This window comes from Streptomyces sp. RKAG293 (genome assembly GCF_023701745.1).
In the GTDB taxonomy this organism is placed as follows: domain Bacteria; phylum Actinomycetota; class Actinomycetes; order Streptomycetales; family Streptomycetaceae; genus Actinacidiphila.
In genome coordinates this window covers 4606900-4632623 of the sequence record NZ_JAJOZB010000001.1, presented here as the reverse complement: position 1 = coordinate 4632623, position 25724 = coordinate 4606900, and the positions used below count along the sequence as shown (strand labels likewise).

24 protein-coding genes and 1 riboswitch are annotated in these 25724 nt (G+C 70.2%); of the genes, 12 read left to right on the top strand and 12 right to left on the bottom strand.

The genetic code is table 11. The features are described 5' to 3' along the window. Positions 1–2: 2 nt before the first annotated feature. The 3 genes from LNW72_RS20535 to LNW72_RS20525 are packed head-to-tail and all read left to right on the top strand — an operon-like array spanning position 3 to position 2757. On the top strand, positions 3–563 hold the full coding sequence (locus LNW72_RS20535) for a DUF4188 domain-containing protein (RefSeq protein WP_250976752.1): 561 nt from the start codon (positions 3–5) through the stop codon (positions 561–563). Continuing rightward, complete coding sequence (locus LNW72_RS20530; RefSeq protein ID WP_250976751.1) at positions 560–1675, top strand: hypothetical protein; 1116 nt, start codon at positions 560–562, stop codon at positions 1673–1675. The genes LNW72_RS20535 and LNW72_RS20530 overlap by 4 nt, the downstream gene beginning before the upstream one ends. Continuing rightward, on the top strand, positions 1672–2757 hold the full coding sequence (locus LNW72_RS20525; RefSeq protein WP_250976750.1) for a hypothetical protein: 1086 nt from the start codon (positions 1672–1674) through the stop codon (positions 2755–2757). Before LNW72_RS20530 ends, LNW72_RS20525 begins: the two co-directional genes overlap by 4 nt. Here LNW72_RS20525 and LNW72_RS20520 read toward each other — a convergent pair. Continuing rightward, positions 2735–4102 carry an MATE family efflux transporter gene (locus tag LNW72_RS20520; RefSeq protein WP_374117416.1) on the bottom strand — a complete coding sequence of 456 codons (1368 nt, stop codon included), beginning with the start codon at positions 4100–4102 and terminating at the stop codon, positions 2735–2737. The two genes, LNW72_RS20525 and LNW72_RS20520, sit on opposite strands and share 23 nt — an antisense overlap. A 451-nt stretch (positions 4103–4553) precedes the next feature. On the opposite strand from LNW72_RS20520, the gene dnaB reads away from it, so the two are divergent. Then, entirely contained in the window at positions 4554–6020 is a 1467-nt protein-coding gene (gene dnaB, locus LNW72_RS20515; protein ID WP_374117415.1) for a replicative DNA helicase, read from the top strand. A gap of 106 nt (positions 6021–6126) precedes the next feature. On the opposite strand, the gene LNW72_RS20510 is transcribed toward dnaB, so the two are convergent. Next, entirely contained in the window at positions 6127–6693 is a 567-nt protein-coding gene (locus LNW72_RS20510) for a dihydrofolate reductase family protein (protein WP_250976748.1), read from the bottom strand. 97 nt (positions 6694–6790) lie between these two features. Here LNW72_RS20510 and LNW72_RS20505 point away from each other — a divergent pair, with 97 nt between their 5' ends. From LNW72_RS20505 to LNW72_RS20485, 5 genes are all read left to right on the top strand, one after another. Continuing rightward, positions 6791–8188 carry a serine hydrolase domain-containing protein gene (locus LNW72_RS20505; RefSeq protein ID WP_250976747.1) on the top strand — a complete coding sequence of 466 codons (1398 nt, stop codon included), beginning with the start codon at positions 6791–6793 and terminating at the stop codon, positions 8186–8188. Positions 8189–8298: 110 nt separating this feature from the next. After that, entirely contained in the window at positions 8299–9048 is a 750-nt protein-coding gene (locus LNW72_RS20500; protein WP_250976746.1) for a DUF4097 family beta strand repeat-containing protein, read from the top strand. A 204-nt stretch (positions 9049–9252) separates the two neighbouring features. Continuing rightward, positions 9253–9897: a haloacid dehalogenase-like hydrolase gene (locus LNW72_RS20495; protein ID WP_250976745.1), complete on the top strand. Its 645-nt coding sequence runs from the start codon at positions 9253–9255 to the stop codon at positions 9895–9897. Between the two features lie 321 nt (positions 9898–10218). Next, complete coding sequence (locus LNW72_RS20490; protein ID WP_250976744.1) at positions 10219–11727, top strand: globin domain-containing protein; 1509 nt, start codon at positions 10219–10221, stop codon at positions 11725–11727. After that, positions 11720–12502 (top strand): pyridoxamine 5'-phosphate oxidase family protein, encoded by a 783-nt coding sequence (locus tag LNW72_RS20485; protein WP_250976743.1) that lies wholly within the window; start codon positions 11720–11722, stop codon positions 12500–12502. Before LNW72_RS20490 ends, LNW72_RS20485 begins: the two co-directional genes overlap by 8 nt. A 75-nt stretch (positions 12503–12577) precedes the next feature. Here LNW72_RS20485 and LNW72_RS20480 read toward each other — a convergent pair whose 3' ends face one another. The 4 genes from LNW72_RS20480 to LNW72_RS20465 form a co-directional block, all read right to left on the bottom strand. After that, positions 12578–13090 (bottom strand): NUDIX hydrolase, encoded by a 513-nt coding sequence (locus LNW72_RS20480; RefSeq protein WP_250976742.1) that lies wholly within the window; start codon positions 13088–13090, stop codon positions 12578–12580. Between the two features lie 166 nt (positions 13091–13256). Continuing rightward, positions 13257–14156: a LysR family transcriptional regulator gene (locus tag LNW72_RS20475; RefSeq protein ID WP_250976741.1), complete on the bottom strand. Its 900-nt coding sequence runs from the start codon at positions 14154–14156 to the stop codon at positions 13257–13259. Positions 14157–14367: 211 nt separating this feature from the next. After that, a complete protein-coding gene (locus LNW72_RS20470; protein ID WP_250976740.1) occupies positions 14368–15510 on the bottom strand; it encodes a cystathionine gamma-lyase in 1143 nt (380 codons plus the stop codon). A gap of 244 nt (positions 15511–15754) precedes the next feature. Next, entirely contained in the window at positions 15755–16132 is a 378-nt protein-coding gene (locus LNW72_RS20465) for a phage holin family protein (protein ID WP_250976739.1), read from the bottom strand. Positions 16133–16190: 58 nt separating this feature from the next. Between LNW72_RS20465 and LNW72_RS20460 the strand changes: the two genes are divergently transcribed. Together LNW72_RS20460 and LNW72_RS20455 are read left to right on the top strand one after the other, a co-directional pair. Then, positions 16191–16508, top strand: a complete 318-nt coding sequence (locus LNW72_RS20460) for a cupin domain-containing protein (protein ID WP_250976738.1) — start codon at positions 16191–16193, stop codon at positions 16506–16508. 143 nt (positions 16509–16651) lie between these two features. Then, positions 16652–16870: a DUF5326 family protein gene (locus tag LNW72_RS20455; RefSeq protein ID WP_250976737.1), complete on the top strand. Its 219-nt coding sequence runs from the start codon at positions 16652–16654 to the stop codon at positions 16868–16870. 124 nt (positions 16871–16994) lie between these two features. Here the strand turns inward: LNW72_RS20455 and LNW72_RS20450 are convergent, their stop codons facing one another. The 3 genes from LNW72_RS20450 to LNW72_RS20440 all read right to left on the bottom strand — a co-directional run bounded on the left by LNW72_RS20450 (position 16995) and on the right by LNW72_RS20440 (position 20289). Next, positions 16995–18488 carry a flotillin family protein gene (locus tag LNW72_RS20450; RefSeq protein WP_250976736.1) on the bottom strand — a complete coding sequence of 498 codons (1494 nt, stop codon included), beginning with the start codon at positions 18486–18488 and terminating at the stop codon, positions 16995–16997. Positions 18489–18646: 158 nt separating this feature from the next. Further along, positions 18647–18847: a hypothetical protein gene (locus LNW72_RS20445; protein WP_250976735.1), complete on the bottom strand. Its 201-nt coding sequence runs from the start codon at positions 18845–18847 to the stop codon at positions 18647–18649. A gap of 71 nt (positions 18848–18918) precedes the next feature. Then, the gene (locus LNW72_RS20440) at positions 18919–20289 is read right to left on the bottom strand and encodes a YibE/F family protein (protein ID WP_250976734.1); all 1371 of its coding nucleotides are present in this window, start codon (positions 20287–20289) and stop codon (positions 18919–18921) included. A 61-nt stretch (positions 20290–20350) separates the two neighbouring features. Next, positions 20351–20463, top strand: a riboswitch (TPP riboswitch). Here LNW72_RS20440 and thiC point away from each other — a divergent pair. Beyond that, entirely contained in the window at positions 20457–22274 is a 1818-nt protein-coding gene (gene thiC / locus LNW72_RS20435) for a phosphomethylpyrimidine synthase ThiC (protein ID WP_285369658.1), read from the top strand. Its footprint overlaps the riboswitch before it by 7 nt. Positions 22275–22326: 52 nt before the next feature. Here thiC and LNW72_RS41230 read toward each other — a convergent pair whose 3' ends face one another. The 3 genes from LNW72_RS41230 to LNW72_RS20425 form a co-directional block, all read right to left on the bottom strand. Beyond that, on the bottom strand, positions 22327–22455 hold the full coding sequence (locus LNW72_RS41230; RefSeq protein WP_285369657.1) for a hypothetical protein: 129 nt from the start codon (positions 22453–22455) through the stop codon (positions 22327–22329). Between the two features lie 92 nt (positions 22456–22547). Next, complete coding sequence (locus LNW72_RS20430; protein ID WP_250976732.1) at positions 22548–24002, bottom strand: amino acid permease; 1455 nt, start codon at positions 24000–24002, stop codon at positions 22548–22550. A 157-nt stretch (positions 24003–24159) separates the two neighbouring features. Continuing rightward, positions 24160–25116 (bottom strand): hypothetical protein, encoded by a 957-nt coding sequence (locus LNW72_RS20425; RefSeq protein ID WP_250976731.1) that lies wholly within the window; start codon positions 25114–25116, stop codon positions 24160–24162. Positions 25117–25724 lie beyond the last annotated feature (608 nt).

Genomic DNA, 25724 nt, shown 5'->3' with positions numbered 1-25724 from the left:
CCATGCGCAGTACCGACTTCTCGCTCACCCCGGCGCCCGGACAGGCCGGTGCCATGTTCGTCGGCGCCACCCGCTACTCGGGGCTGCGCGCGATCATCACGCTGGGCCCCGGCTATGTGCGGATGGTCCGCGAGATGAGGCGGATGAAGGGCTATGTCTGGCACAAGGTGTACTGGCGCTTCCCCTTCACCCTCGGCACGATCGCGTTCTTCGCCGACCGCGACGAACTGCTGAAGTTCGCCCGGGGCAAGGCCCATCACGAGCTCATGTGCTGGCTGACGGACGAAGGCAAGGGCCGCGCGACCGGCGGCTGGATCCGCATCTACACGGCGGACGCGGCCGGGTACACCAACGGCGTCTGGCGGGCCGAGGACGGTGCGCTGTCCCACGTCGACACCTTCGAGCCGCTGAGCACGGAGCTCTCCGCAGGGCGCGCACCGCGGCCCGTCAAGCATGTGCGGCACGCGAAACGGCGTGCGCGGCGCAGTGCGGAGCCGCGTGGGGCGCAGAGCGGCACAGCGCCGGCGGCGCGGTGCCCGGAGCAGCTGGACGGCAGGCCGTGACCATCACCGTCACCAAGGTCGGCGGACGTAACGAGCTGCGGGAGTTCTGCGAACTGCCGCTGCGGCTCCACCCGCGTGACCGCTACGTGCCGACCCTGGAGCCCCAGATCCGCACCTGGTACCGGGAGCGGACCGTCGAGCTCCATGTCGCGCGCGATGCGGCAGGCACGCCCGTGGGCCGGATCTGCCTGCACCGCTACCCCGCGTTCGACAACAGGATCGGCCGGCGCGCCCAGCTCTTCGGGCTCACCGAGTTCGCCGATCCGCAGGATGTCGGGGAGGACGTGGCCAAGGAGCTCTTCGAGCTGACCGAGCGGGCCGGTGCGGGAACGGATGTGGCGTTCGGGCCGGTCAGTCTGCTGCCCAATCAGTCGGGCGGCGTCATCACGTCGGGGTTCGGCGACCGCGGGTTCATCGACTCCGCCTGGAACCCGGCGTACTACCCGGCCGCCTATGAACAGCACGGCTTCACCCGGCGGTTCGGCGCCGACACCTGGGTCTGCGAGAACCTCGACGGTCCCGCCGCCGTCGACCCCGGCCACGCGTTCCTCTTCGACGACAGCCGCATCGCCGGCGAGGGCCTGCGCATCCACCACGGCTCGCGGCGGAAGCTGGCGGAGCAACTGCCGCTGCTGCGCGGCATGCTCAATGCCTCCTTCGCCCAACTCGGCTACTACACCGAGATCTCCGCCGCCGAGCTGGCGGCCCAGACGGACGGACTGGCCCATCTCCTCGACGAGCAACTGCTGCTCTATCTGACGGCGGAGGGCGAACCGGTCGCGTTCGTGCTCGCCGTCCCCGACATCTCGGAGTTCGTCATGGCGGCCCGTGGCCGGATGGGGCTCCCGCGGCAACTGCGGCTGCTGGCCACCCGCGGCCGGTACCGCAGCGAAGCGGTACTGATCATCAAGGGGACGGTGCCGGGCCACCAGGGGAAGGGCTATCTGACGCTCCTCGCCCGCGAACTGCACCGCAATCTGCGCAGCGGCGGTTACCGGACGTTGCGCAGCACCTTCGTCGAGCACGGGAACGCCGCGTCGGCCGCGCAGTACCGGCGCGTCGGCGGCCGACCGCTGCACGGCTACACCTTCTACGAGAGGGCAATGCGGTGAGCAACCGGGACTCGGTCCACTGGACGGCGCTCCTGCGGGAGCGCGAGGAGCTGTGCCGCCGCGCGCCGAGCGCGCACAACACGCAGCCCTGGGTGCTGCGCTACGACAACGACGCCGTCGAGGTGGGCTGGGACCCGGCCCGGGAGCTGCCCGACGGCGACCCCGGCCGCCGCGATCTGTTCCTGTCCCTGGGCGCCTTCGTGGAGACCTGTCTGATCGTCGCGGCGGACGCCGGGCTCGCGATACGCGCCGAGATCACCGTCGACGAGGAACGGCGAACGGCGGCCCGGCTGGTGCCGGCGCCCGATCTGTACGCGACGCCCTTCAGCGCGCGGACCGTCGGGCTGCGCGGCTGTGCGCGGGGCTCCCACACCGGGGGACGGCTCACCGCGGCGGACCTCGGCGCCGCCAGGGCCGGACTGGAACGGACGAGCCTGGTGGAAGTGCCCGCGCGCGAACTCGCGGGCCTCGCGGTACGCGCCGACCGGTGGCTCTTCGGCAGCGCACCGGTGGTGCGGGAACTGCGCACCTGGCTGCGGCTGAACCGGAGCCATCCGCGGTACGCGGCCGACGGTCTGACGTACGAGGCGCTGGCCATGTCGCGCGCCGAGGCTGCGGGGCTGCGGGCGGTGCTCGTACCGGGCGTCTACGGGGTGCTGCGGCGCCTCGGGCTGGCCCGGCTGCTGGCCGCTTCGCAGAGCGGGCTGCTGCGCTACGAGGGCAGCGTCCTGGTCCTCACCGGGCCGGCCGGGCCCACCGCCTCGGACGCCGGTGCACCCGCCGGGTCCCCGGCGGCCCTGGTCCGGGCCGGGCAGGAGCTCGTGCGGGTCTGGTACGGGCTCGCGGAGCGGGGCATCGCCGTGCATCCGCTGAGCCAGATCCTCGACTGCCCGCGGACGGAGCGGGAGCTGGCGCGGCGCCTGGGAGGCCGTGAACGGCTGCTCGCCGTCTTCCGGGCGGGCCGGGCGGCCGGACCGCCGGTACGGTCGGCACGGATCGGTGTGACGGGAAACCGGTCCAGCACCACCGCCGCGTCCCCCGCAGCGGGCGAGAAGGCGGCTACGCCCGCACCGCACCGGTGACGATCCAGCGGCCGGATCGCGCCCGCAGCTGGAGCGCGACGAGCCGGGTCAGCATCATCAGCGTCATGGCCCACCACAGGGCGGTGAGGCCGCCTCCGAGGGCCGGGACGGCGAGCGCGACGGGGGCGAAGACGGCCAGCGTGCCGAGCATGGACCAGGCGAGGTAGCGCCCGTCGCCCGCGCCCATCAGGACACCGTCGAGGATGAAGACGATGCCGGAGACCGGCTGGCTGACGGCGACCACCAGCAGGACCGGCATGAGGGCGCTCCGCACGGACGGGTCGGAGGTGAAGAGCGTCGCGATCAGCGGGCGGCTCGCGACCACCAGCAGCCCCAGCAGCACGCCGGATGCGATGCCCCACTGCACCATCCGGCGGCAGGCGGCCCGGGCGCCCGCGGGGTCGTCCGCGCCCAGATAGCGGCCGATGATGGCCTGCCCCGCGATGGCGATGGCATCGAGGGCGAAGGCCAGCAGCGACCAGAGGGTGAGCGTGATCTGGTGGGCGGCGATCTCGGTGTCGCCCAGCCCGGCGGCGACCGCGGTGGCGATCAGCAGGACCGCCCGCAGGCTCAGCGTGCGGATCAGCAGCGGAACGCCCGCCTGGGCGCAGGCCCGGATGCCCGCGGCGTCCGGGCGCAGCGACGCGCCGTGCCGGCGCGCTCCGCGGACGACGACGTACAGGTACACCGCGGCCATGCCGTTCTGGGCGATGACCGTTCCCCAGGCGGAGCCGGCGATGCCCAGCCCCGCGCCGTAGACCAGGGCCACGTTGAGCCCCGCGTTGGCCGTGAAGCCGCCGAGCGCCACGTAGAGCGGCGTCCTGGTGTCCTGGAGGCCGCGCAGCACGCCGGTGGCGGCGAGGACGGCGAGCATGGCGGGGATGCCGAACGCACTGATCCGCAGGTAGGTGACGGCGAACGGTGCGGCGGTGTCGGACGCTCCGAAGAGGCCGACGAGTGCCGGAGCCGTGGGGACGACGAGCGCGATGACGGCGACGCCGAGCAGCAGGGCGAGCCAGATGCCGTCCATGCCCTGGCGGATCGCGCCCGGCAGGTCGCCCGCGCCGACCCGGCGGGCCACGGCGGCGGTGGTGGCGTAGGCGAGGAAGACGAAGATGTTGACGGCGGTGGTCAGCAGGGCGGCCGCGACGCCGAGTCCGGCGAGTTGCGGGGTGCCGAGGTGGCCGACGACGGCGCTGTCGACCATGACGAAGAGCGGCTCGGCGACGAGTGCGCCGAAGGCGGGCACGGCGAGTGCGATGATCTCCCGGTCGTGCCGCCGCCGGGTCTCCTTGGAGAGGTGGCGGGGGCGGCTCTTCTGGGGAGGCTCGGCGACCGGGTTCACCACCTCAGGATAATCATCCACAAGTAATACCTGCAAGGCCTGATCAACTATTACGGGTGACTGCGCAGAGTGATCTCCTCCGCGTGGTTTGTCGCGATCTTGGCCCAGCGGCGAAAGTTTTTCTTCTGCACAGCCAGCAGATGCTGAAAGGCCAGGTCAGGGCGGTTCAGGTCGGCTGATTGTGTGTTTGTCCACAGCGGTTTCCCAAGGCCTGTACACAGGTTGAGGCGGCTTCTCCACAGGTTGGATGCCTCCGTCCACAGGGCCTGTGGATAACCGTCTTGGCCAACGGTCTTCTGGGCCCTACCGTGAGCCCCCTGCCCGACGCGCCGTACGAGGAGCCGGGTGTCTCAATTGTCAGAGCCGTGGCGTAAGAAAGAGACGCACGGTATGGCGCCAGGTCGGACGGAGGAGGTGGCGGGGTGACCCAACCCGAACCCGCGGACGACCACTGGGGGGACGAACCGCCGTTCCCCCCGACAGCGGTCCTGGTGACCGGCTGCCGGTCACCCACTTCCGTTCGGGACAGGGCGGCAAGCGCAACAAGAAGGACGACGGCGAGGACCGCAGCAACTGGTCCGAGGGCGGCGGCGGTTTCGAGCGCGTACCGCCGCAGGACCTCGACGCCGAGCAGTCCGTCCTCGGCGGCATGCTGCTGTCCAAGGACGCCATCGCCGATGTCGTCGAGGTGCTCAAGGGCCAGGACTTCTACCGTCCGGCTCACGAGACCATCTACACCGCGATCCTCGACCTGTACGCCCGGGGCGAGCCGGCCGACCCCATCACCACCGCCGCCGAACTGGTCAAGCGCGGTGAGATCACCCGCGTCGGCGGCGCCCCGTACCTCCACACCCTGGTCAACGCGGTCCCCACGGCGGCCAACGCCGAGTACTACGCCGAGATCGTGCACGAGCGCGCCGTCCTGCGCCGCCTCGTCGAAGCGGGCACCCGCATCACCCAGATGGGATACGCGGCCGACGGCGACGTGGACGAGATCGTCAACTCCGCCCAGGCGGAGATCTACGCGGTCACCGAGCAGCGCACGTCCGAGGACTACCTCCCGCTCTCCGAGATCATGGAGGGCGCCCTCGACGAGATCGAGGCGATCGGGTCCCGCAGCGGCGGGATGTCCGGTGTCCCCACCGGGTTCACGGACCTCGACTCGCTGACGAACGGGCTCCACCCGGGCCAGATGATCGTCATCGCGGCCCGCCCCGCCATGGGTAAGTCGACCCTGGCGCTGGACTTCGCCCGCGCCTGCTCGATCGGCAGCGGCATGCCCAGCGTCGTGTTCTCCCTCGAAATGGGCCGCAACGAGATCGCGATGCGCCTGCTGTCGGCGGAGGCACGGGTCGCACTGCACCACATGCGGTCCGGCAGCATGACGGACGAGGACTGGACGCGGCTCGCCCGGCGGATGCCGGACGTGTCGGCGGCGCCCCTCTTCATCGACGACTCGCCGAACCTGTCGATGATGGAGATCCGCGCCAAGTGCCGCCGCCTCAAGCAGCGCAACGATCTGCGGCTGGTCGTCATCGACTATCTGCAGCTGATGCAGTCCGGCGGATCCCGGCGCCCCGAGAGCCGTCAGCAGGAGGTCTCGGACATGTCCCGAAACCTCAAGCTGCTGGCCAAGGAGCTCGAGGTCCCCGTCATCGCGCTCTCCCAGCTGAACCGTGGCCCCGAACAGCGCACGGACAAGAAGCCGATGGTCTCCGACCTCCGTGAGTCCGGCTCCATCGAGCAGGACGCCGACATGGTCATCCTGCTGCACCGCGAGGACGCCTACGAGAAGGAGTCCCCGCGCGCGGGCGAGGCGGACCTCATCGTCGCCAAGCACCGTAACGGCCCCACCGCGACGATCACCGTGGCCTTCCAGGGCCACTACTCACGCTTCGTGGACATGGCGCAGACCTGAGGGCCCGGACTGGAGGGTCTCGCGGCTGATGTCGTCATCGCACGGGCCGTGTCGTACCGATGTCGTCCACGACATCACCGTGAGACCAGCGGGTGGGTGCTGCTGCTCAGCGCCTCGTCTCGTACCTGGTCAGGATCACGCCGCCGGAAAGCGTCCGCGTCTCCACCAGGTTGAGGTTCACCCAGTTGTCCAGCGCGGTGAAGAACGGCGTGCCGCCGCCCACCAGGACCGGCGCGGTGGCCAGCACGTACTCGTCAATCAGCCCGGCCCGCATGGCCGCCCCGGCGAGCGTCGCGCCGCCGATGTCCATCGGGCCGCCGTCCTCGGCCTTGAGCCGGGTGATCTCGGCGACCGCGTCGCCGGTGACCAGGCGGGTGTTCCAGTCGACCTCGTCGATCGTCGAGGAGAACACCACCTTCGACATGCCCCGCCAGCGGCGCGCGAACTCGATCTCCGCCGGGGTGGCGTTGGGCTGCTGGTCGCCGGTCGGCCAGTAGGAGCTCATCGTCTGCCACAGATTGCGCCCGTACAGCGACAGGTCGGTCGCCTGCAACTGGTCCGACCAGAACTGGAACAGGTCGTCGCTCGGCGGTCCGCTCCAGCCGATGTCGTCGCCGGCCGCGGCGATGTAGCCGTCCAGGGTCAGGTTCATGCCGTAGATCAGTTTCCGCATGGCGTCAGCCTTCCGTGAGTCGGTCTCACGCGTACAGACCGGCGCGGCCCGGGAAACTCATCGAGCGATCGGCACGGTTTCTGCGAGGCTGACCCGCATGTCCGAGACACCTGACGTACCTCCCGCCGCACCGACGGCGGAGGAACTGCTGCCCACCACCCGTCGTGCCCTGCTGCACCGGCTCGCCAGAGCGCAGGCCGAGGGCCGTACGCCGTCGATGGTGGGTGCGGTGGTGCGGGACGGGGCCACGGTCTGGACGAGCGGCCGCAGCATGATGGAGGGGCACGGCCCCGACGGGGACACCCAGTACCGGATCGGGTCGCTGACCAAGACCTTCGTGGCGGTGCTGGTGATGCGGCTGCGGGACGAGGGCCTGCTGGACCTGGCGGACCCCCTCGGGCTGCACCTGCCCGACACCGAGCCGGCCCGGGCGACGATCGCCCAACTCCTCGCGCACACCTCGGGACTGGCGGCCGAGACCCCCGGTCCCTGGTGGGAGCGCACCTCCGGTGAGCTGCGCCCCGAGCTGGCCGACCTGCTCGGCGCGGCACCGGTGAAGCATCCGGCCGGCCGCATCCATCACTACTCCAACCCGGGGTTCGCCCTGCTGGGTGCGCTCGTGGAGAAGCTGCGGGGGAAGCCGTGGGGCGACGTGCTGCGTGCGGAGGCGCTGGAGCCGCTGGGCATGACGCGGACGACGCTGCTGCCGCAGGCACCGCACGCGGGCGGCTGGGCGGTGCATCCGTGGGCCGACGTGATGCAGCCGGAACCGCTGCACGACACCGGGCGGATGGCGCCGGCCGGCCAGCTGTGGTCCACTGCGGACGATCTGTGCCGCTGGGCGGTGTTCCTGACCGGGGGCGACGAGCGGGTGCTGAGCGCCGCGACCGTCGCCGAGATGCGTACCCCGGCCGCGGCGCCGGCCGGGGAGGACCGGGACCCCGGCTACGGGCTGGGCGTCCAGCTGCTGCGCCGCGACGGCCGGCTGCTGGCGGGACACACCGGGTCCATGCCGGGCTTCCTGGCGACGCTGTGGGTGAGCGTCGAGGACGGCGTGGGAGCACTGGTGCTGACCAACGCCACGTCCGGGCCGCAGGTCGCCTCCGTCGCGGCCGACCTGCTGGCGATCGTCGCGGACAACGAGCCGCGCTTCCCCGAGCCGTGGCGCCCGCGGTCGGCGGCTGACCCGGCGCTGCTGGCCCTCACCGGCCCCTGGTACTGGGGCACCACACCGTTCGTGCTGCGGCTGCGCGCGGAGCGCGACGTGGAGCTGACGGCACTGGACGGGCGGGGCCGTGGCGCCCTGTTCAGGGCGGAGCCGGACGGGACCTGGACCGGTCTCGACGGCTACTACGCGGGGGAGACGCTGCGCGTGGTGCACGGTGACGACGGCGAGGTGCGCCATCTCGACCTGGGATCCTTCGTGTTCGCCCGGGAGCCGTACGACGAGGCCGCCGGGGTGCCGGGAGGCGTGGATCCGGAGGGCTGGAGGTAGTGCTAGCACCCGTATCAAGAGACCTGATGACCGCATGGGACCGGTGATGGGCGGACCTTAGGTTGGTTGCGGAGCGTCGGACGAGGGTTCCGGCGATCGGGGAGACTGTGATGACAGCCAAGCGTTCCGCCGTACTGATCGTGTCCGCGCTCATCCTGGGAGCCGCGCTCACGGGCTGCGACGGGGTGAGCATCCACAGCAGCCCGGAGCACAAGGCCGTCGATGACGCGAAGGCCGCGGGCCCGGTCAGTGCCGTCGAGGTGGGCACCGGAAGCGGGGATGTCCGCATCCGGCCGGGCACGGGCGGCGGGGTCACCATCCACCGGACGGTGCGCTATCACGGAGACGACAAGCCGACTCCTGGTCAGAAGGTCGAGAACGGCCGGCTGACGTTCATCAACGGCTGCGACAACTGCTCGATCGACTACGAACTGACCGTGCCCGCCGGGGTGAGCGTGAAGGTGAGCACGAGCAGCGGGGACGTCGACGTGCAGGGGGTCGCCTCGGCGGATCTGACGACGCACTCGGGCGATATCGATGTCTCCGGGATCGCGGGGGCGCTGACCACCTCGGCGAGCTCGGGCGATCTGACGGCCACCGGACTCGGTGGAGCCGACGTCAGCGCGACCGCGTCGTCGGGCAACATCCGGCTCACGTTCGCCAAGCCGCCGCAGAAGGTCATGACGAAGGCGTCGTCGGGTGATGTCACCGTCCAGGTGCCCGGGGGCCCGTACGCGATCGATGTCAGCACGGGCTCGGGCGACAGGACCGTGTCGGTGCCGACCGACCCGTCGGCCACCGCGCGCATCCAGGCGAAGACGGGCTCCGGCGATGTCACGGTCAGCCGGGTGGGGTCCTGACCCGTCGCCGAGGGTGCTCCACGGCCTATGACGGTCGGCACCGGTGGCGTTCTCCGGCCGTGATGTTCCACGTGGAACATCACCGCCGGAGCCGTGGCACGGCGTCCCTGCCGCACAAATCGAGTGGCCCGATCGGTGGATCCCGTCGCACGCTGGGAGTATCTCCGCGTAGGCGGGACCGGTACGAAGCAGGGAGACGCTCGCGTGGCACGGCTGCACATTTTCGACATGGACGGCACCTTGATGCACGGCTCCTCGGCGAGCCTGGAGCTGGCCCGGGAGCTGGACATGGTCGAGGAGATCCAGGAGCTGGAAGGCGGGCTGATCCGGGGCACCCTGGACCCGCCGGGGTTCGCGGAGCGGGTGTACGCGCTGTGGGCGACGCTGACGGAGGAGCGGCTGCAGGCCGCCTTCGAGGGTGCGCCGTGGCTCGACGGCATACGCGAGGTCTGGACGGAGATCACCGATCGCGGTGACCACTGCGCGGTGATCTCCCTGTCGCCGGACTTCTTCGTGGGGCGGCTGCGCGAGTGGGGCGTGCACGAGGCGCGCTCGTCGGTCTTCCCGCCGGTGCCCTTCGCGCCCGAAGCGGTGCTCGATCTGGCGGGGATCCTGGTGCCGGAGTCGAAGGTGGGCATCGCCGATGAACTCTGCGCCCAGTACGGGGTGACGCGGGCGGACTGCGTGGCCTACGGGGACTCGCTGTCGGACGCGGCGCTGTTCGGGGTGGTGCCGACGTCGGTGGCGGTGAACGGTGACCACTATGTACGGGATCTGGCCACTCATGCCTATTCGGGTCGCGACTTGCGTGAGGCCTTTGCCCTGGTGAATCAATTCGATCGTGAATGACCGAATGGGGCCACAACTGATACCCGGCTGACGTTGTCCAAACCGAATTCCGTGACTCTGTGGGAAGGGTCACGGGATTTGGCCAACGTGCTCCGGTGAATCGGCCAACGGGGCTTGTCGAACAGCGCGTTCCGGGTATGGTCGACTGCGTTCGAGCGCCTCGGGCCGCCGCAAGCCGACGGATCCTAACCTGAATGCAGCCCCGTTTCCTGTGCTTCCGGCTATTTGTCCGATGCGCCGCCCCTGCGTGACACGCTCGCAACCCACCACGCGTGACACACGTCGGGAAATCGACCGGGGAAGTTCGAGGCGAAGTTCACGATGGACGCTCTGACCACCAACTCGGCCGAGACGGATCCGAACCGGGGCTGGTTCACTCCGCCCGAACGGGAAACCGACTCGCATCAACGCACGGCGGACGGCGGTGAATCCGAAATACCCAGCAGGTCCCCGGCCGCCATAAGACCCGTCGGCAGGGCCGCCGCCCGCAAGCAGCGGGCCCAGCAACAGGCGGACCAGCAGGAGCAGGAGCAGGCGCAGGCACAGGCACAGGAGCAGACGGGCCACCAGGCGGATCAGCCGCCGGACGGGCACGCACCCCCGCCGGAGGCCGCGCCGGTACTCGCCCCGGAACCCGCCCCGGCCCCCATGCCGGAGCCCGCGCCGCGCCTCCCCGGCTCCCAGGCCGCACCCGCGTCCGCGGCCTCGCCGGACGCGCTGCTGATCCGGCGGACCATGGCGGAGGTCGCTCCGGTCGCCGACCGGACCACCGGCTACTTCTACGCCCTGCTGTTCATCCGGCACCCGGAACTGCGCGAGCTCTTCCCGGCGGCCATGGACGCCCAGCGCGACCGGATCCTGAAGGCCCTGCTCACCGCGGCCGAGCACATCGACGACACCGAGACGCTCGTCGAGTACCTGACCAACCTCGGCCGCGGCCACCGCAAGTACGGGACGCAGCCGGAGCACTACCCCGCCGTCGGCGAGGCCCTGATCGGGGCGCTCAGCCGGTACGCCGCGGCCGTCTGGGACCCGCTGACCGAGGCCGCGTGGGTACGCGCCTACACGGTGATCTCGCAGGTGATGATCGACGCGGCCGCCGCCGACGAGCGGCACGCGCCGCCGTGGTGGCAGGCCGAGATCGTCTCGCACGAGCCCCGCACCCAGGACATCGCCGTGGTGACCGTACGGCCCGACCAGCCGTACCCGTTCCTGGCCGGCCAGTACACGTCGCTCGAAACGCCCTGGTGGCCGCGGGTGTGGCGGCACTACTCCTTCGCCTCGGCGCCCCGCTCGGACGGTCTGCTCTCCTTCCACGTGAAGGCGGTCCCGGCCGGCTGGGTCAGCAACGCGCTGGTGCACCGGGCGCGGCCGGGCGACGTGATCCGGCTCGGCCCGCCGGCCGGTTCCATGGTCGTCGACCACACCACGGACAGCGGACTGCTGTGCGTCGGGGGCGGTACCGGCATCGCGCCGATCAAGGCGCTGGTCGAGGACGTCGTCGAGCACGGCCGCAAGCGCTCGGTCGAGGTCTTCTACGGTGCGCGCCACGACCACGACCTGTACGACCTCGACACGATGCTCCGTATGCAGGAGGAGCACTCCTGGCTCTCCGTGCGCCCGGTGGTCGCCGACACCCCGAGCAGCAGCCTGTCGGGCCCGCTGCCGGACATCGTGCGGCAGTACGGCCCGTGGGAGGCGTACGACGCCTATCTCTCGGGCCCGGCCGGGATGATCCGCAGCAGTATGGACGCGCTGGTCGGCGGCGGTATGCCCTCGCACCGCATACGCCACGACGCCCTGGAGGAACTGGTGGCGGCGGGTGACTAGCCGGGTGGAGCGACCGGGCAGCGACGGCGAGCACCTGCTCCAGACGGAGCTGGGCACGGGCCTGCGCGCGGACCGGTTCTACGACGACCAGGTGCGGGACCGGCTCAATCCGCGGATGCGGGAGTTCGTCGCCCGGCAGGAGATGTTCTTCCTGTCCACGGCGGACCGGCGCGGGGAGTGCGACAGCACCTTCAGGGCCGGGCCGCCCGGTTTCGTGCGGATCCTGGACGACAGGACGCTCACGTATCCCGAGTACCGGGGCAACGGGGTCATGGCCTCGCTCGGCAACATCCGCGAGAACCCGCACGTCGGGATCCTGCTGATCGACTTCGCCCGGGACCGGATCGGGCTGCACATCAACGGCCGCGCGCTGCTGATCCCGGACGAGCGGATGCGCGCCGAGCACCCGGAACTGCCGGACGATCCGGTGCCCGGCCGCCGTCCGCAGATGTGGGTCGAGGTGGAGGTCGAGGAGGCCTACATCCACTGCTCGAAGCACATTCCGCGGTTGGTCGCAGCGCCGTTGCAGAAAGGTTCCGCCGCAGGCGGCGGGCGGTCGTGGGGCACCGACGACGTACGCCGCAAGGGCGGCGACCACTTCGGGGCGGCGGCGGAACGCATGCCGGTACAGCCGGTACCGGCGGCTCCCGCGCCCGTGCAAGTGCCCGTGCCTGTGCCGGTGCCCGTCGCGCGGGTGGTGGCCGCGCCACCCGGTCCGGCGGAGCGGCGGCGCGCGCGGCGGCTCCGCGGCTGGTTCCTCCGGCAGGCGGGCTGACGGGCGGGCAGGCCAGCGGGCTGACCGGCAGACGGGCCGACCGGCAGGCAGGGGCCCTGCGGGTCAGCGGCCGGCTCAGCCCAGGTCGGGGCCGACCAGTCCCAGCACGCCTTCGATGTTCGCGTCGAGATAGTGCCGCAGCGTCAGCGGCACCACCTCGACGGAGGCCAGCCCGACCCGGCTGAACGGCACACGGACGACGTCGTACGTCCCGCACGGATCGTCCACCTCGGGGCCGTGCCGGCGGGCCGGGTCCATCGAGGCGAGCCGGCACACGAAGAAGTACTGCACCTTCACGCCGTGGGCGCCGTTCTCCGCGATGTGTTCGACGGTGTCGACGAAGGCCGGGACGACGTCGGTGATCTTGGCTCCCAGCTCCTCGTCCACTTCACGGTGCAGGGCGTCGACGACCGAGGGGTCGTCGTCCTCCACACCGCCGCCCGGAGTGATCCAGTACGGGGCGAGGCCGGGCTTGGTGCGCTTGATGAGGACCATGCGGTCGCCGTCGAGCAGGATCGCGCGGGCGGTGCGCTTGACCACCGGGCGGGTGGCGGGGGCTTCGGCCGGAGTTGCGTTCTCCAGGGGCATGGTTGAGATCTGCCGCGGCACAAGGATCGACAAACGCACCGGGAGCAGTGAATCGGAGCATTTGATTCCCGTTGGCGCGTCAGCGGCGCTCGCCGGGCTCCGCCGGCCACCTGCCAGGGCCCCTGATCCGGCCCCGGCGGCCTTGACGCGGCCGGTGGTACGGCGGCTACCAGCCCTGTGCGGCGGTCAGCAGCCGATCGTGCGCCCGCGCGAGGTGGGGCAGTGCGAGGGTGCCGACCCGGGTGGCCAGGAAGTAGGTCCGCAGCGGTGGCACGGGAGGCTCCAGCAGCAGGGCGATCTCCCCGGCGGCGAGTGCGGGGCCGCACAGATAGCGGGGCAGGACGGCCAGCCCGGCCCCGTCGCGTACGCAGTCCAGGACGGCGCGCAGGTCGGGGACGACGACCGCGGGATCCCGGGTGGGCTTGGCGTCGAAGACGGCCGACCAGTACTGGGACAGCAGCCGGCACTCCTCGTCGCAGGTGACGACGGGCAGGTCGTCGAGCATCTGCGGGCCGTGGTCGCGCACTCCGTGCGGGCCGCCGGCCTGTGCCAGCCAGGCGGGCGCGGCGACCAGGGCGTACTCCTCGTCCCACAGCGGTACGGCCGCTATCAGCCGGTCGCGGGGCTGGACGCTGACGACGGCCAGGTCATGGTGGCCGGCGGCGAGCCCGGCCAGCGCCTCGTCGTCGCCGCTGAGCGAGACCCGCAGGTGCAGCCCGTCGGTGACCAGCGGCGCCAGGGCGGGCAGGATGCGCAGCGCGGTGAACTCGGCGGGGCCCGCCAGATGCAGGCTGTGGGTGCCGGGGCCGTCGTCGTCGGGGGCCGCCGCGGTGATCTCCAGCAGCGCGTCGAGGTGCGGGGCGACCTTGTGCGCGAGCTCGTCGCCCACGGTGGTGGGGGCGACGCCGCGGGGCAGCCGCAGGAAGAGCGGGCGGCCGACCTGCCGTTCCAGCGTGCGTATCTGGCCGGTGACGGCGGGCTGGGACAGGCCCAGGAGCTGGGCGGCCCGGGTGAAGGAACCGGCCCGGTGCACGGTGACGAAGGTACGCAGGAGGGCCAGGTCCACCGTGGTCTCCTCGCAGACAGAACCTGACGCATCGCCAAGTATAAATTTATCGATAGGTCGTACCAGGTACTGTGATTGGACACTGACGCAGAGTCAACTAGCCTTGTTCGAGCGCATCTTCGCGCGTTGCGCCAGGGCGGTTCGAGCCACGAGGGGGGAGGCTCGAACCGCCCATTCTGCGTAGGGCTCCCTGCATATATGCGTAGTGGCCCTACTGAGCGGCGTCCAGGGCGCGGGTGACATCGGCGACGATGTCGGCCGCGTCCTCCACGCCCACCGAGAAGCGGATGAAGCCCGGCGGAACCGCGTCGCCGCCCCAGCGGGCCCGGCGTTCGGCCGTGCACTGGACGCTGCCGAAACTCGTCGCCTCGACGGTGATCCGGAGCGCGGAGAGGAAGCGCTCGGCGTGCTCCTTGCCGGGCAGCGTGAAGGAGACGACGCTGCCGAACCGGCGCATCTGACCGGCGGCGAGTGCGTGCGCCGGGTCGGTGGGCAGGCCGGGGTGGCGCAGCCCGGTCACCTCCGGGCGGTCGGCGAGCGCCGTGGCCAGCTCCAGGGCGTTGGCGGCCTGCCGGTCCACGCGCAGCGAGAGGGTGGCCAGCGAACGGTGCGCGAGCCAGGCCTCCATCGGGCCGGGGATCGCACCGACGGTGTTGCGCCACCGCCGGGTCTGTTCGGCGAGCTCGGGGTCGCGGGTGGTCACGTAGCCGAGCAGCAGGTCGCCGTGGCCGGTCAGGGCCTTGGTGCCGCTGGCGACCGAGAAGTCGGCGCCGAGGTCGAGCGGGCGCTGGCCGAGCGGGGTGGCGAGGCTGTTGTCGACGGCGACCAGGGCGCCCGCCGCGTGCGCGGCTTCGGCGAGCCGGCGGATGTCACAGACGTCCAGGACGGGGTTGGACGGGGTCTCCAGCCACAGCAGACGCGCGCCGTCCAGCAAGGCCAGCTGCGCGTCGTCGCGGGTCGGCGCGAGGCGCACGGTGACTCCGTACGACTCCAGCCGCTGCTGGAGGGCCCGGGTCGTCTGGTAGCAGTCGGAGGGCAGCACGACGGTGTCGCCCGCGCTCATCTGGGACAGGAGCACGGCGGAGACCGCGGCCATCCCCGAGGCGAAGACGGTCGTCCTGGCGGTCGGGTCGGCGGGGGACTCCAGCTCGGAGATCGCGTCCTCGAGCAGGGTCCAGGTCGGGTTCTGCTCCCGGCCGTAGGTGTACGGGCCCGTCGCGTCGCCGGGCAGGTGGAAGTGCGAGACGAAGGTGGGGCCGGGCAGGGAGGGTTCGTACGGCTGGGCGGGCGGGCGTCCGGCGTGCACGCTGCGGGTACTTTCACCGCTGCCGCTCGGGCTGTCGGACTCGGCCATCGCTGCCTCCTGGGACCTGGGGTCGCACCTGCTGCGCGGGTGCGCGCGGGTCCAGTCAACCCGATCCGGGCCGGGGGCCGGGGCCCCCGGGGCGGGGCTTCGAAATCGACTGTCTATGAGCCTGACGGCTCACAAACAGCTCGGCAGCATTTCGAAGTACCCCTCCTCCAACCTTCGGCCGGGGCCCCCAACGGCCCCGGCCCCTCCGGTCCTCGTAACGGCATCGGGTCCTCCTCCCCGGCGCTCAGTCCTCGTCCGGCAGGAGCATGTTGAGGGCCCAGGAGACGATGCTGATGATCAGGCCGCCGATCAGCGCCGCCCAGAAGCCGTCGACGTGGAAGTCGAGGCTGAGCTTTCCGGCGAGCCAGGAGGTGAGCAGCAGCATCAGGGCGTTCACGACCAGCGTGATCAGGCCCAGGGTGAGGATGAACAGGGGGAAGGACAGCAGTTTGACGACCGGCTTGACCAGCCAGTTCACCAGTCCGAAGACCACGGCGACCAGGATGACGGTGAGCACCTTGTGCCAGGTGTCGTCACCGGTGAGGGTGATGTCCTTGACCAGCCAGATGGCCACACCGAGGGCCCCGGCGTTGGCGAGTGTCTTGACGACGAAATTCTTCATGGTGTGATCGTGGCAGAACTGATCGCCCGGGCAAGAGCTGCGACGAGGGAGAGCTGCGATGAAGGTGTTCCGGCTGGACGACCTGGAGGCGGAGCGGGCCGCCAACAACGGGGCCTATCTCAGCTTTCTCCGCGAACGGAACATGTCGGCGGGGCTGTACGCGCTGCAGGCCGGGGAGCTCGATCCGCAGGTCCCGCACCAGCAGGACGAGATCTATCTGGTGGTGAGCGGGCGGGCGGCGATCACCGTGGGGGAGGAGACGACCACGGTGGCCCGCGGCAGCGTCGTCTATGTGCCGGCGGGGGTGCCGCACCGCTTCCACCACGTGACGGAGGACCTGCGGGTCATGGTCGTCTTCTCGCCGCCGGAGGCCTGAGCCCGGGCGACTGAGGGTCGGACCCTGGGGTTCCGTAGGGGAACGGTCAGGGAAGGATCGGGTCTCCGACCCCTCCGCCGGCCCCCTCCGCGGCTCTAGAGTCGAACCACGGGGACAACGAAGGAATCTGGAGGGAAACAGTCATGGAAGAGCTGGTCAAGGGTCTGCCCTGGTGGATCAAGTGGGTGGCGATCCCGGTGATCGCTCTCGTCGTCTTCGGCGGCTTGATCATGAGCCTGGTCGGATTCGTCATCGGTCTGCTGTTCAAGGTGCTGGTCTTCGCGGCGCTGGTCGGCGGGTTGATCTTCCTGGTGAAGAAGTTCACCTCGGGATCCTCGTCCTCCTCACATCGTGACTGGTAATTCCCCGGGGGGCCGGAACCCGTACATCCCGTCCGCCGGCGGCACCCGCCGCGCCGGACGGCCGGGCGGGGGCGGCGCGGCGCGATGACGCGCCCCGCCCCCGCCCTCACTCGTGCTTCGCGGATCAGGCCTGGTCGTCGTCCTGTAGCGGTATCAGGTGGCTGCGGGGCGTCGATCCGTTGGGAGACGCGGGCGGCGGCACGGCGCTGACGCCGTTCTCCGTTCCCATCGACGCGAGCAGCTGGCGGGCCAGTCCGAGCCCGGTGCCGCCCATGGTGAGTGCCTTGGCGAACATGTCGGACATGCCGTCCGCGCCGTTGAGCAGCACCATGTGCTCCACGTTGCCGAACGCCGAGGCGCCCGCCTTCACGATCTCCGGCCAGTTCTCGGCCAGCTGCTGAGCGACCACGGCCTCCTGGTTGGTGGCCAGCGCCTCCGCGCGCGCCTGGATCGACGCGGCCTCGGCCAGGCCCTTGGCCTTCGCCGCCTCGGCCTCCGCGAGCCCGCGGGCCTGCGTCGCCGCCGCCTCGGCCTCACCGGTCGCCCGGGTGGCCGCCGCCTGTGCCAGCCCGCTGACCTTCGTCATCTCGGCCTGCGCGGCCGCGGCTATCTTGACCCGGTTGGCTTCGGCGATGGCCGCCAGCTCGGTCTCCTTGGCCTTCGCCTGTGCCGCCGAGATCCGCACATCGCGTTCGGCCTCGGCCAGCGTCCGCTTCTCGTACGCCTTCGCGTCCGCCGGCTTTCTGACGTCGACCTGGAGCTGCTGCTCGCGGCGCTGCGCCTCCAGCTCAGCGACGCGGGTCTCCTGGACCACGACCTCCTGCTTGGCCGCGGCCTCCGACAGCGGTCCCGCCTGTCGTGATGTCGCGGCCGCCTTGTCCCGTTCGGCCTGGTAGCCGGCCTGCAGGATCTCGCTGTCCCGGGTCGCCTCGGACATCCGGGCGGCGGCCTTCTGCTCCGCCTCGGTGGCCAGCCGGTCCGCCTCGGCCTGGGCGATCCGCGCGTCCCGGTGGACGGCCGCGGCGTGCGGCGCGGCCAGGTTCTTGATGTACCCGGTCGGGTCCTCGATCTCGTGGATCTGCAGCGAGTCGATGATCAGGCCGAGCTTCTCCATCTCCGAGCCGGAGGCGGCCCGGGTCTGCCCGGTGAGCTTCTCGCGGTCACGGATCATGTCCTCGACCGTCAACCCGCCGACGATCGACCGCAGATGACCGGCGAAGACGTTGTGCACCCGGTCGCCCATGAACTTCTGCTGGTCCAGGAAACGGCGTGCGGCGTTGGCTATCGACACGAAGTCGTCGCCGACCTTGAAGATGACGACTCCGCGCACCTTCAGCGGAATGCCCTGCTGCGTCACACAGTCCACCAGCAGCTCGGTCTCGTTGAGATCGAGCGAGAGCTTGCGCACGGCCTGGACACCGGGGACCACGAACGTCCCGCGCCCCGTGACGATACGGAATCCCAGCCCTTCCTCGATGCCCTCGGTGCGGTGCCGGGAACCGGAGATGACAAGCGCCTCATTCGGCTCCGCGACCCGCCACATCAGCTTGAACAGCCCGATCACGATGATGATTGCGGCGAGAACGAGTCCCGCCACGACGCCGATGATCATCGGCATACGCCCCCTTACAGCGGCCCCCATGCGGGGCCTGACGATCGCGAGTGTGCTCCCGCGCAAGGCCGTGGTGAACACCCTGACGGAACCTTGGCGCAGTCTTGATACGAAGCCCGCTCAGCCGACGCGCGAAGCCCGTTCAGCCGGAGTCGGAACCCCGCTCAGCCGAAGGCGGCGGCCACGTAGACCGTCCGCGGGGCCTGGTATTCCACGACCACGATCTGCGTCCCGGTCTCCATGCGCTCGCCCGGTGTGACCGGATACGCGAGGAACGCCTCGGCGCCGCCCCGTACTTGGACGATCACCTCGCCGACCAGCCCTGGGCCGATCCGCCCCGTCACCCTGCCCTGCAGCCCGATCATCCCGGCCATCGTCCCCCCGTTCCCCGTCACAACCCGCCGCCGCCACCCGCCCCCGCGAGTACGGCCTGCCGCTACTTCCCCCGGCGCCGGTGACCGCCGCCGGTCCTCGCGGGGAGAGTGTCCCCCGCGCTCGGTCCGCCCGCCCTCGGTTCCCCCGCCCTCGGTCCGTCCGTCTTCGGTCCGTCCGTCTTCGTAACGCTTGTCCTCGTATTGTGCCGGTCGGCACTGACAACGAGCGCCGCCAGCAGCGTCGTCAGGGGAACCGACGCGACCAGGCCGATGCTGCCGACCAGCGTCCGGACGATCTCCTCCGCCACCAGCTCGCTGCCGGCGACCCGCAGCACCCCGCTGCGCGCCACCGAGAACAGCAGCAGGAGCGGCAGCGCCGCACCCGCGTACGCCATCACCAGGGTGTTCACCACCGACGCGATGTGGTCCCGGCCGATCCGCATGCCGGCTCCGTAGAGCTTGCGCCAACTCGCGCCGGGGTCGGCGTCCTTGAGCTCCCACACCGCCGAGGTCTGGGTGACCGTCACATCGTCCAGGACGCCCAGCGAGCCGATGATGATGCCGGCCAGCAGCAGGCCCTTGATCTCGATGCCGGGGTAGAGGGTGTGGATCAGCCCGGTCTCGTCCGAGGTGTTGCCCGTCAAGTGGGCCCAGGAGATGAAGACCGAGCCGAGGATCCCGATCAGGAAGAGCGAGCACAGCGTGCCGATCACCGCCACCGACGTACGGGCGTTGAGTCCGTGGCACATGTAGAGCGCGATCAGCATGATCGCGCTGCCGCCGATCACCGCCACCAGCAGCGGATCGTGGCCGTGCAGGATCGCCGGGAGGATGAAGAGCGTCAGGATCGCGAAGCTGATGACCAGCGCGATCAGCGCCATCAGACCGCGCATCCTGCCGACGGCGATCACCGCGAGGGCGAAGATCCCGGCCAGCAGCGCGAGCGGGAAGCCGCGGTCGACATCGGTCACCGCGTACTGCAGCTCCTTCGGAGCGTCGGGTGCGTACGCCACCACCACGCCCTGGCCCGCCGTGTAGCGGCGGGTCTGGTCGGGGTGCACGATCTCGGTGAACGTCCGGCCCTGGTCCTTGCCCGTGGTGACCTCGATGGTCGCCTTCTCGCAGCGTTCCGGCGGGGAGGCGGCGGCGCCGGGTGTGGACTGCGCCGGTGACTGTGTGTTCGCCTCGGCGCAGTCGACGTCGTCGATCCTGGTGACCCGCGCCTGCTGTGTCTGCTGGTCGAAACCGACCCCGGTGCGCGCGTGCGGGGGCACTCCACCCGGCCACAGCACGATCAGCCCGGCGAGCACCGCTGCGGCGAAGGGGACCAGAACCACCGCGATGACCTTGCGGAGGTGCTTCGAGACCGGCGGCACCGGACCGTGACCGTGGGTGTGCGAGTGCGCGTGCGGCGACGCCTGGGGGGTGTCCACGGGCCGATCATCGCAAGACCCCCTGGTGTGCGTTCGTCCGCACCCGCTACCGTGGGGGCACCTTTGCAATCGCGGGAGCTCGGAGCACCGGGCTGAGAGGGCGCTGAAGAACTGCGCCGACCGCTGAACCTGTTACCGGGTAATGCCGGCGTAGGGAGTTGGGTCTCATGACCACGCAGGATGCACGCATGCCTGTCTCCGTTCAGTCCGTTTCGACGGAAAAGCCCGTTTCGGCGGAGCCGTCCGTCGCTGCGGAGAAGCGCGAGCCCGGCTGGCACAAGGGCTACCTGACCGGCACCAGGCCGGACATCCAGGTCCCCGTGCGCCAGGTGCACCTCACCACCGGCCGTGACGTGACGCTGTACGACACGTCGGGGCCGTACACCGATCCGAACGTCACCACGGACGTCCGCCGCGGCCTGGCGCCGCTGCGGGAGAACTGGATCATCGGCCGCGGCGACACCGAGGAGTACTCGGGCCGCCCGGTCCGCCCCGAGGACGACGGGATCAAGCACACCTCCCCCCGCGGCGGTCTGCGCAACCTCGACGCGGTCTTCCCCGGCCGCCCCCGGGTGCCCCGCAGGGGGCGGGACGGACAGGCGGTGACGCAGCTCGCGTACGCCCGCCGCGGCGACATCACCCCGGAGATGGAGTACATCGCGATCCGCGAGAACGTCTCCCCCGAGGTGGTGCGCGAGGAGATCGCGGCCGGCCGGGCCGTGATGCCGATGAACGTGAACCACCCCGAGATCGAGCCGATGATCATCGGCAAGCGGTTCCTGGTGAAGGTCAACGCCAACATCGGCAATTCCGCGGTCACCTCCTCCATCGAGGAGGAGGTGGACAAGATGACGTGGGCCACCAAGTGGGGCGCCGACACGGTCATGGACCTGTCCACCGGCCGCAACATCCACACCACCCGTGAATGGGTGCTGCGCAACTCCCCCGTGCCCATCGGCACCGTCCCCCTCTACCAGGCGCTGGAGAAGGTCGACGGCAAGGCCGAGGAGCTGACCTGGGAGGTCTACAAGGACACCGTCATCGAGCAGGCCGAGCAGGGCGTCGACTACATGACGGTGCACGCCGGCGTGCTGCTGCGCTACGTCCCGCTCACCGCCCGCCGCAAGACCGGCATCGTCTCGCGCGGCGGCTCGATCATGGCCGCCTGGTGCCTCGCGCACCACAAGGAGTCGTTCCTCTACGAGAACTTCGAGGAGCTCTGCGACATCCTCGCCTCCTACGACGTCACGTACTCGCTCGGCGACGGCCTGCGCCCCGGCTCCATCGCGGACGCCAACGACGAGGCGCAGTTCGCGGAGCTGCGGACGCTGGGCGAGCTGAACACCATCGCCAAGCGGCACAACGTGCAGACCATGATCGAGGGCCCCGGGCACGTCCCGATGCACAAGATCAAGGAGAACATCGACCTCCAGCAGGAGATCTGCGAGGAGGCGCCGTTCTACACGCTCGGCCCGCTCACCACCGATGTCGCGCCCGCCTACGACCACATCACCTCGGGCATCGGCGCCGCGATGATCGCCTGGTGGGGCACCGCGATGCTCTGCTACGTCACGCCCAAGGAGCACCTGGGCCTGCCCAACCGGGACGACGTCAAGACCGGCGTCATCACGTACAAGATCGCGGCGCACGCGGCGGACCTGGCCAAGGGCCACCCGGGGGCGCAGGACTGGGACGACGCGCTGTCCGACGCCCGCTTCGAGTTCCGCTGGGAGGACCAGTTCAACCTGGCCATGGACCCGGACACCGCGCGTGACTTCCACGACGAGACGCTGCCGGCGGACGGCGCCAAGACCGCGCACTTCTGCTCCATGTGCGGCCCCAAGTTCTGCTCGATGAAGATCAGCCAGGACATCCGCAAGGAGCACGGCGGGGATCTGCTGCTGGACCCGGAGGCCGGGATGCGGCAGAAGTCCGCCGAGTTCGCGGCGAGCGGCAACCGGGTCTACCTGCCGCTGGCCGACTGACCGCTCGCGGTCCGTGGTGAGCGGCGGAGGCTCCCGTCCTGGCCTCCGCCGCTCATCGTCCGGTCTCCTTCTTCTGGATGCAGCGTTCCCCGTTGTCGATGTCACCGATGTACGTCCAGAGCATCGGGGCCGGCTGCCCGGCCTGCCGGTGTTCCGGGTGGTGGGGGTCCGGGCCGCGCATGCGTGAGGTCCCGGTGGGAATCCCACCGGGACCTCTGCGGTGCACTGTGTTCGGGCCGTTCAGGTGCTTCGGGCCGATCGGGTACCGCCGGGTCAGATCAGGTCCATGGCGGCCACTTCATCGGGGCGGCCGTAGCTGACCGGTCCCTGGAAGCGCTTCCGCGCGGTGGCGAACCACCAGACGGTGGCGATGAGCAGCACCACACCCAGGGCGATCGGGGCGTAGTTGAACGAGGTCGTGGTGATCGGGGAGACCTGGGGCAGCATGAACAGCACGCTGCTGAGGACGATCCAGGTCACGGCGACCGTTCCGACGACCTTGCCGTAGCGCCCGAGGTTCCAGGGGCCGGACTCGAACTCGTCACCCAGGCGCAGCCGCAGGAAGATGGGCACGCCATAGGCGAGGAACAGCCCGACGACATTGACGCTGACAATGGCGGTGAAGGCGGTGTGGGACCACCAGCCGGGCAGTACCAGAATGATGGAGCAGGCCGCCGCGAGCCATACCGCCTTGACGGGCGTACGGGTGCGCGGGGACACCGAATGCCACCAACGCGAGCCGGGCATCGCACCGTCACGGGAGAACGCGAAGATCTGCCGGGTATTGCTGGTCATGTTGGCCAGGCCGCAGAACAGCATGGCGCCGATCACGATCAGCAGCAGCAGCTTGGCGGTGCCCATGCCGAGCGCGTCGATGAGAATCTGCACCGGCGGTGCGGCAGAGCTCGCCTCGGCCGCGTAATCACGAATCGCGTACACCAGGGCGAGCATGAGGATCAGGCCGATGCCCGCCGAGTAGGCGATCGACCGCATGATGCCCTTGGGCGCGTTGACCGTCGCCTGCACGGTCTCTTCCGACATGTGGAAACTGCCGTCGAAGCCGGTGAAGGTCCAGCTCGTGACGAGCAGACCGAGCATCGCGCCGTAAATCCCGTTGGAGAAGCCGGTGTTGTTCTCGAAATGCGTCACGAAGGAAACCGACTGGTGGTGGTCGGGTATGACGGTCAGACAGACGACGATCACGACCATGCCGATGAACAGCCACCACACGGAGATGCGGTTCAGCAGGGCGATCAGCTGCACCGTGTAGGTGTTGGCCAGCGCCTGCAGCAGCAGGATCACCGCCGTGATGCCCACGGTGCGCTGCGCCGTCACCTCGTAGTCGGTCCACTGCATCGCGATGAAGGCCTGGATGAAGGTGGCGGCGGCGTAGCCGGTGGCGGCCGTCCCGCCCACCTGGCCGACGAAGTTCAGCCAGCCGGTGTACCAGGACCAGGCGCCGCGGTGCCGCTTGGCGAGCTTGCCCGCGGAGAAGTACAGCGCGCCGCTGGTCGGATAGGCGGAGGCGATCTCCCCCATCGAGGCGCCGACGAACAGCACCATGATGGACACGCCTATCCAGCCGAATATGAGAATCCGCGGACCGCCGGCCGCCATGCCGAAACCGAAGGAGGAGAAGATACCGGCGATGATGTTGATGATGGTGAAAGAGATCGCGAAGTTGTCAAACGCGCGAAATCGCCGGGTAAGTTTCCGCGGATAGCCCATGGCATGCAGCGTCGCGTCGTCGTCGAGGGTGGCGACCGGCGCTGGAGGTCGAAGAGTTTTCGAGTGTGAAAGAGATCTGTGCTCGGTCACAACCGCAGCCTTTCTGAGACATGGAGGACGGGAGGACTTCGTCGTGCGATGTGGAGCGGCAGAGGTGTCAGGCGGCACTCGGAATCGGCAGTCCGCACAGCTTTCTGGCCCTGGTCAGTTGTTCCTCGGGCGCTCCGAACGCACTCCAGGGCATACGGGACGCATAGGGTCCTGATGCCGTGAGGACTTCCCGTGCCTCGAATTCCAGCTTCGCCATGACCAGGGCATGCGCCAGATAAGCCAGGTCGAGCACCGGGGTGAACCGGTACTTGGCCGTCTCGGGAAACCAATGGGTGTAGATCCCCATCGTGGTCGCTTTCCACTGGGGCTGTTCCCAGGTGCGGTCCGCCAGCAGCGCGGAGGGGTCGTAGTCCTCGACCAGCGCCACCAGCGGCAGCAGCCGCAGGGGCGAGTTGGTCGGTGCCCGGTGGCTCAGGAACGAGGCGACGTCCCATCGCGCGCTCGCCGAGCCGCCGTTGCGGGTGAAGAAGAAGGCCAGGAACCGGTGGTGCGCCTCACGGTGCCAGGGGTCGAGCCGGAGGATGTGGGCGAACAGGTACCAGGGCCCGGTCGGCTCGGTCAGCAGTCCGCGCGGCGCGGGGTCGCGGGGTCGCTGGAGCCGGGTGAGCGCCAGTTGGGTCACCCAGGGCGTCGGGTCGGTGGGCAGCATCTCCGAGGCCCGTTCGCACGCGCCCTGCGCTATGCGGACCAGCGCCCCCTCGCGGAGATCGCCGGCGTCGGCCATCCGTAACGCCCGGAGCATCGCCACCCGCGCCCACAGCAGCGCGGACTCGGCGCTGGGTTCCTCGGCCAGCCAGCGTTCGGCCAGGTCGGAATCCGCTGCCTCGGAGGCCAGTACGAGGGACCGGTGGGCCCGCACTTCGAAATCCCCGCGGGTCTCCCTCAGGATCTCGTGTGCGCCGAGGTACCGCCCGGCCTTCACGTCCATGCAGGCCCGGGCCAACTGACGATCATCGGCCGCCGGATGCCACACGTACTGCCCCTCGAACGAGCCAGCAGCCACTATCCCCCTCCAGATCCTGCAGACGACACCACCCGCACACGCACATTCCGGTCATGCTGAATTCAGCCAGACCCTCTGAATTCAGCCAGGCACCTTCCGTAGATCCATCGGCAGCGGGTCACACCCTACTCATCATCAACTCGTATCGAAACCAGTCGTCCGGAGTAACTCGTTCCACGCCAATTGCCGTCTCCCACAATGGAGTCGGGCCTGATCCACGCCGTTCGACTCCCGTCGTCCCGGTGGTCGGGCAGAGTACGACAAAGTATGCTTCTGGCATATGCGCGTGCGCATGGGAACGTCGCCTCTGCACTCTTCCGATCGAATGCCGCTGGAGTGATGGCGCGCCGCTGACCTGCGGTTCTGCGGGAAATCCCGTTGGGAGCGCGCCCATTCGAAACACTCTCGAAGGCGGAGTTGTCCACGGATTGGACTTTGTCGGCCGGCCGCGGCATTGCGTTAACGTTTCAACCAGTTGGGCCCGGAGCCGCAGCATTCTCCTGCGGCTTCGGAGTCCTTCCGCTGTCCGCGTAGCCGGGGAACGCCGCCCTGGCCCGGTGCCCGACGCAGTCGACACCGGGGTGAGGCGGGCTACGCCGTGCCGCCTC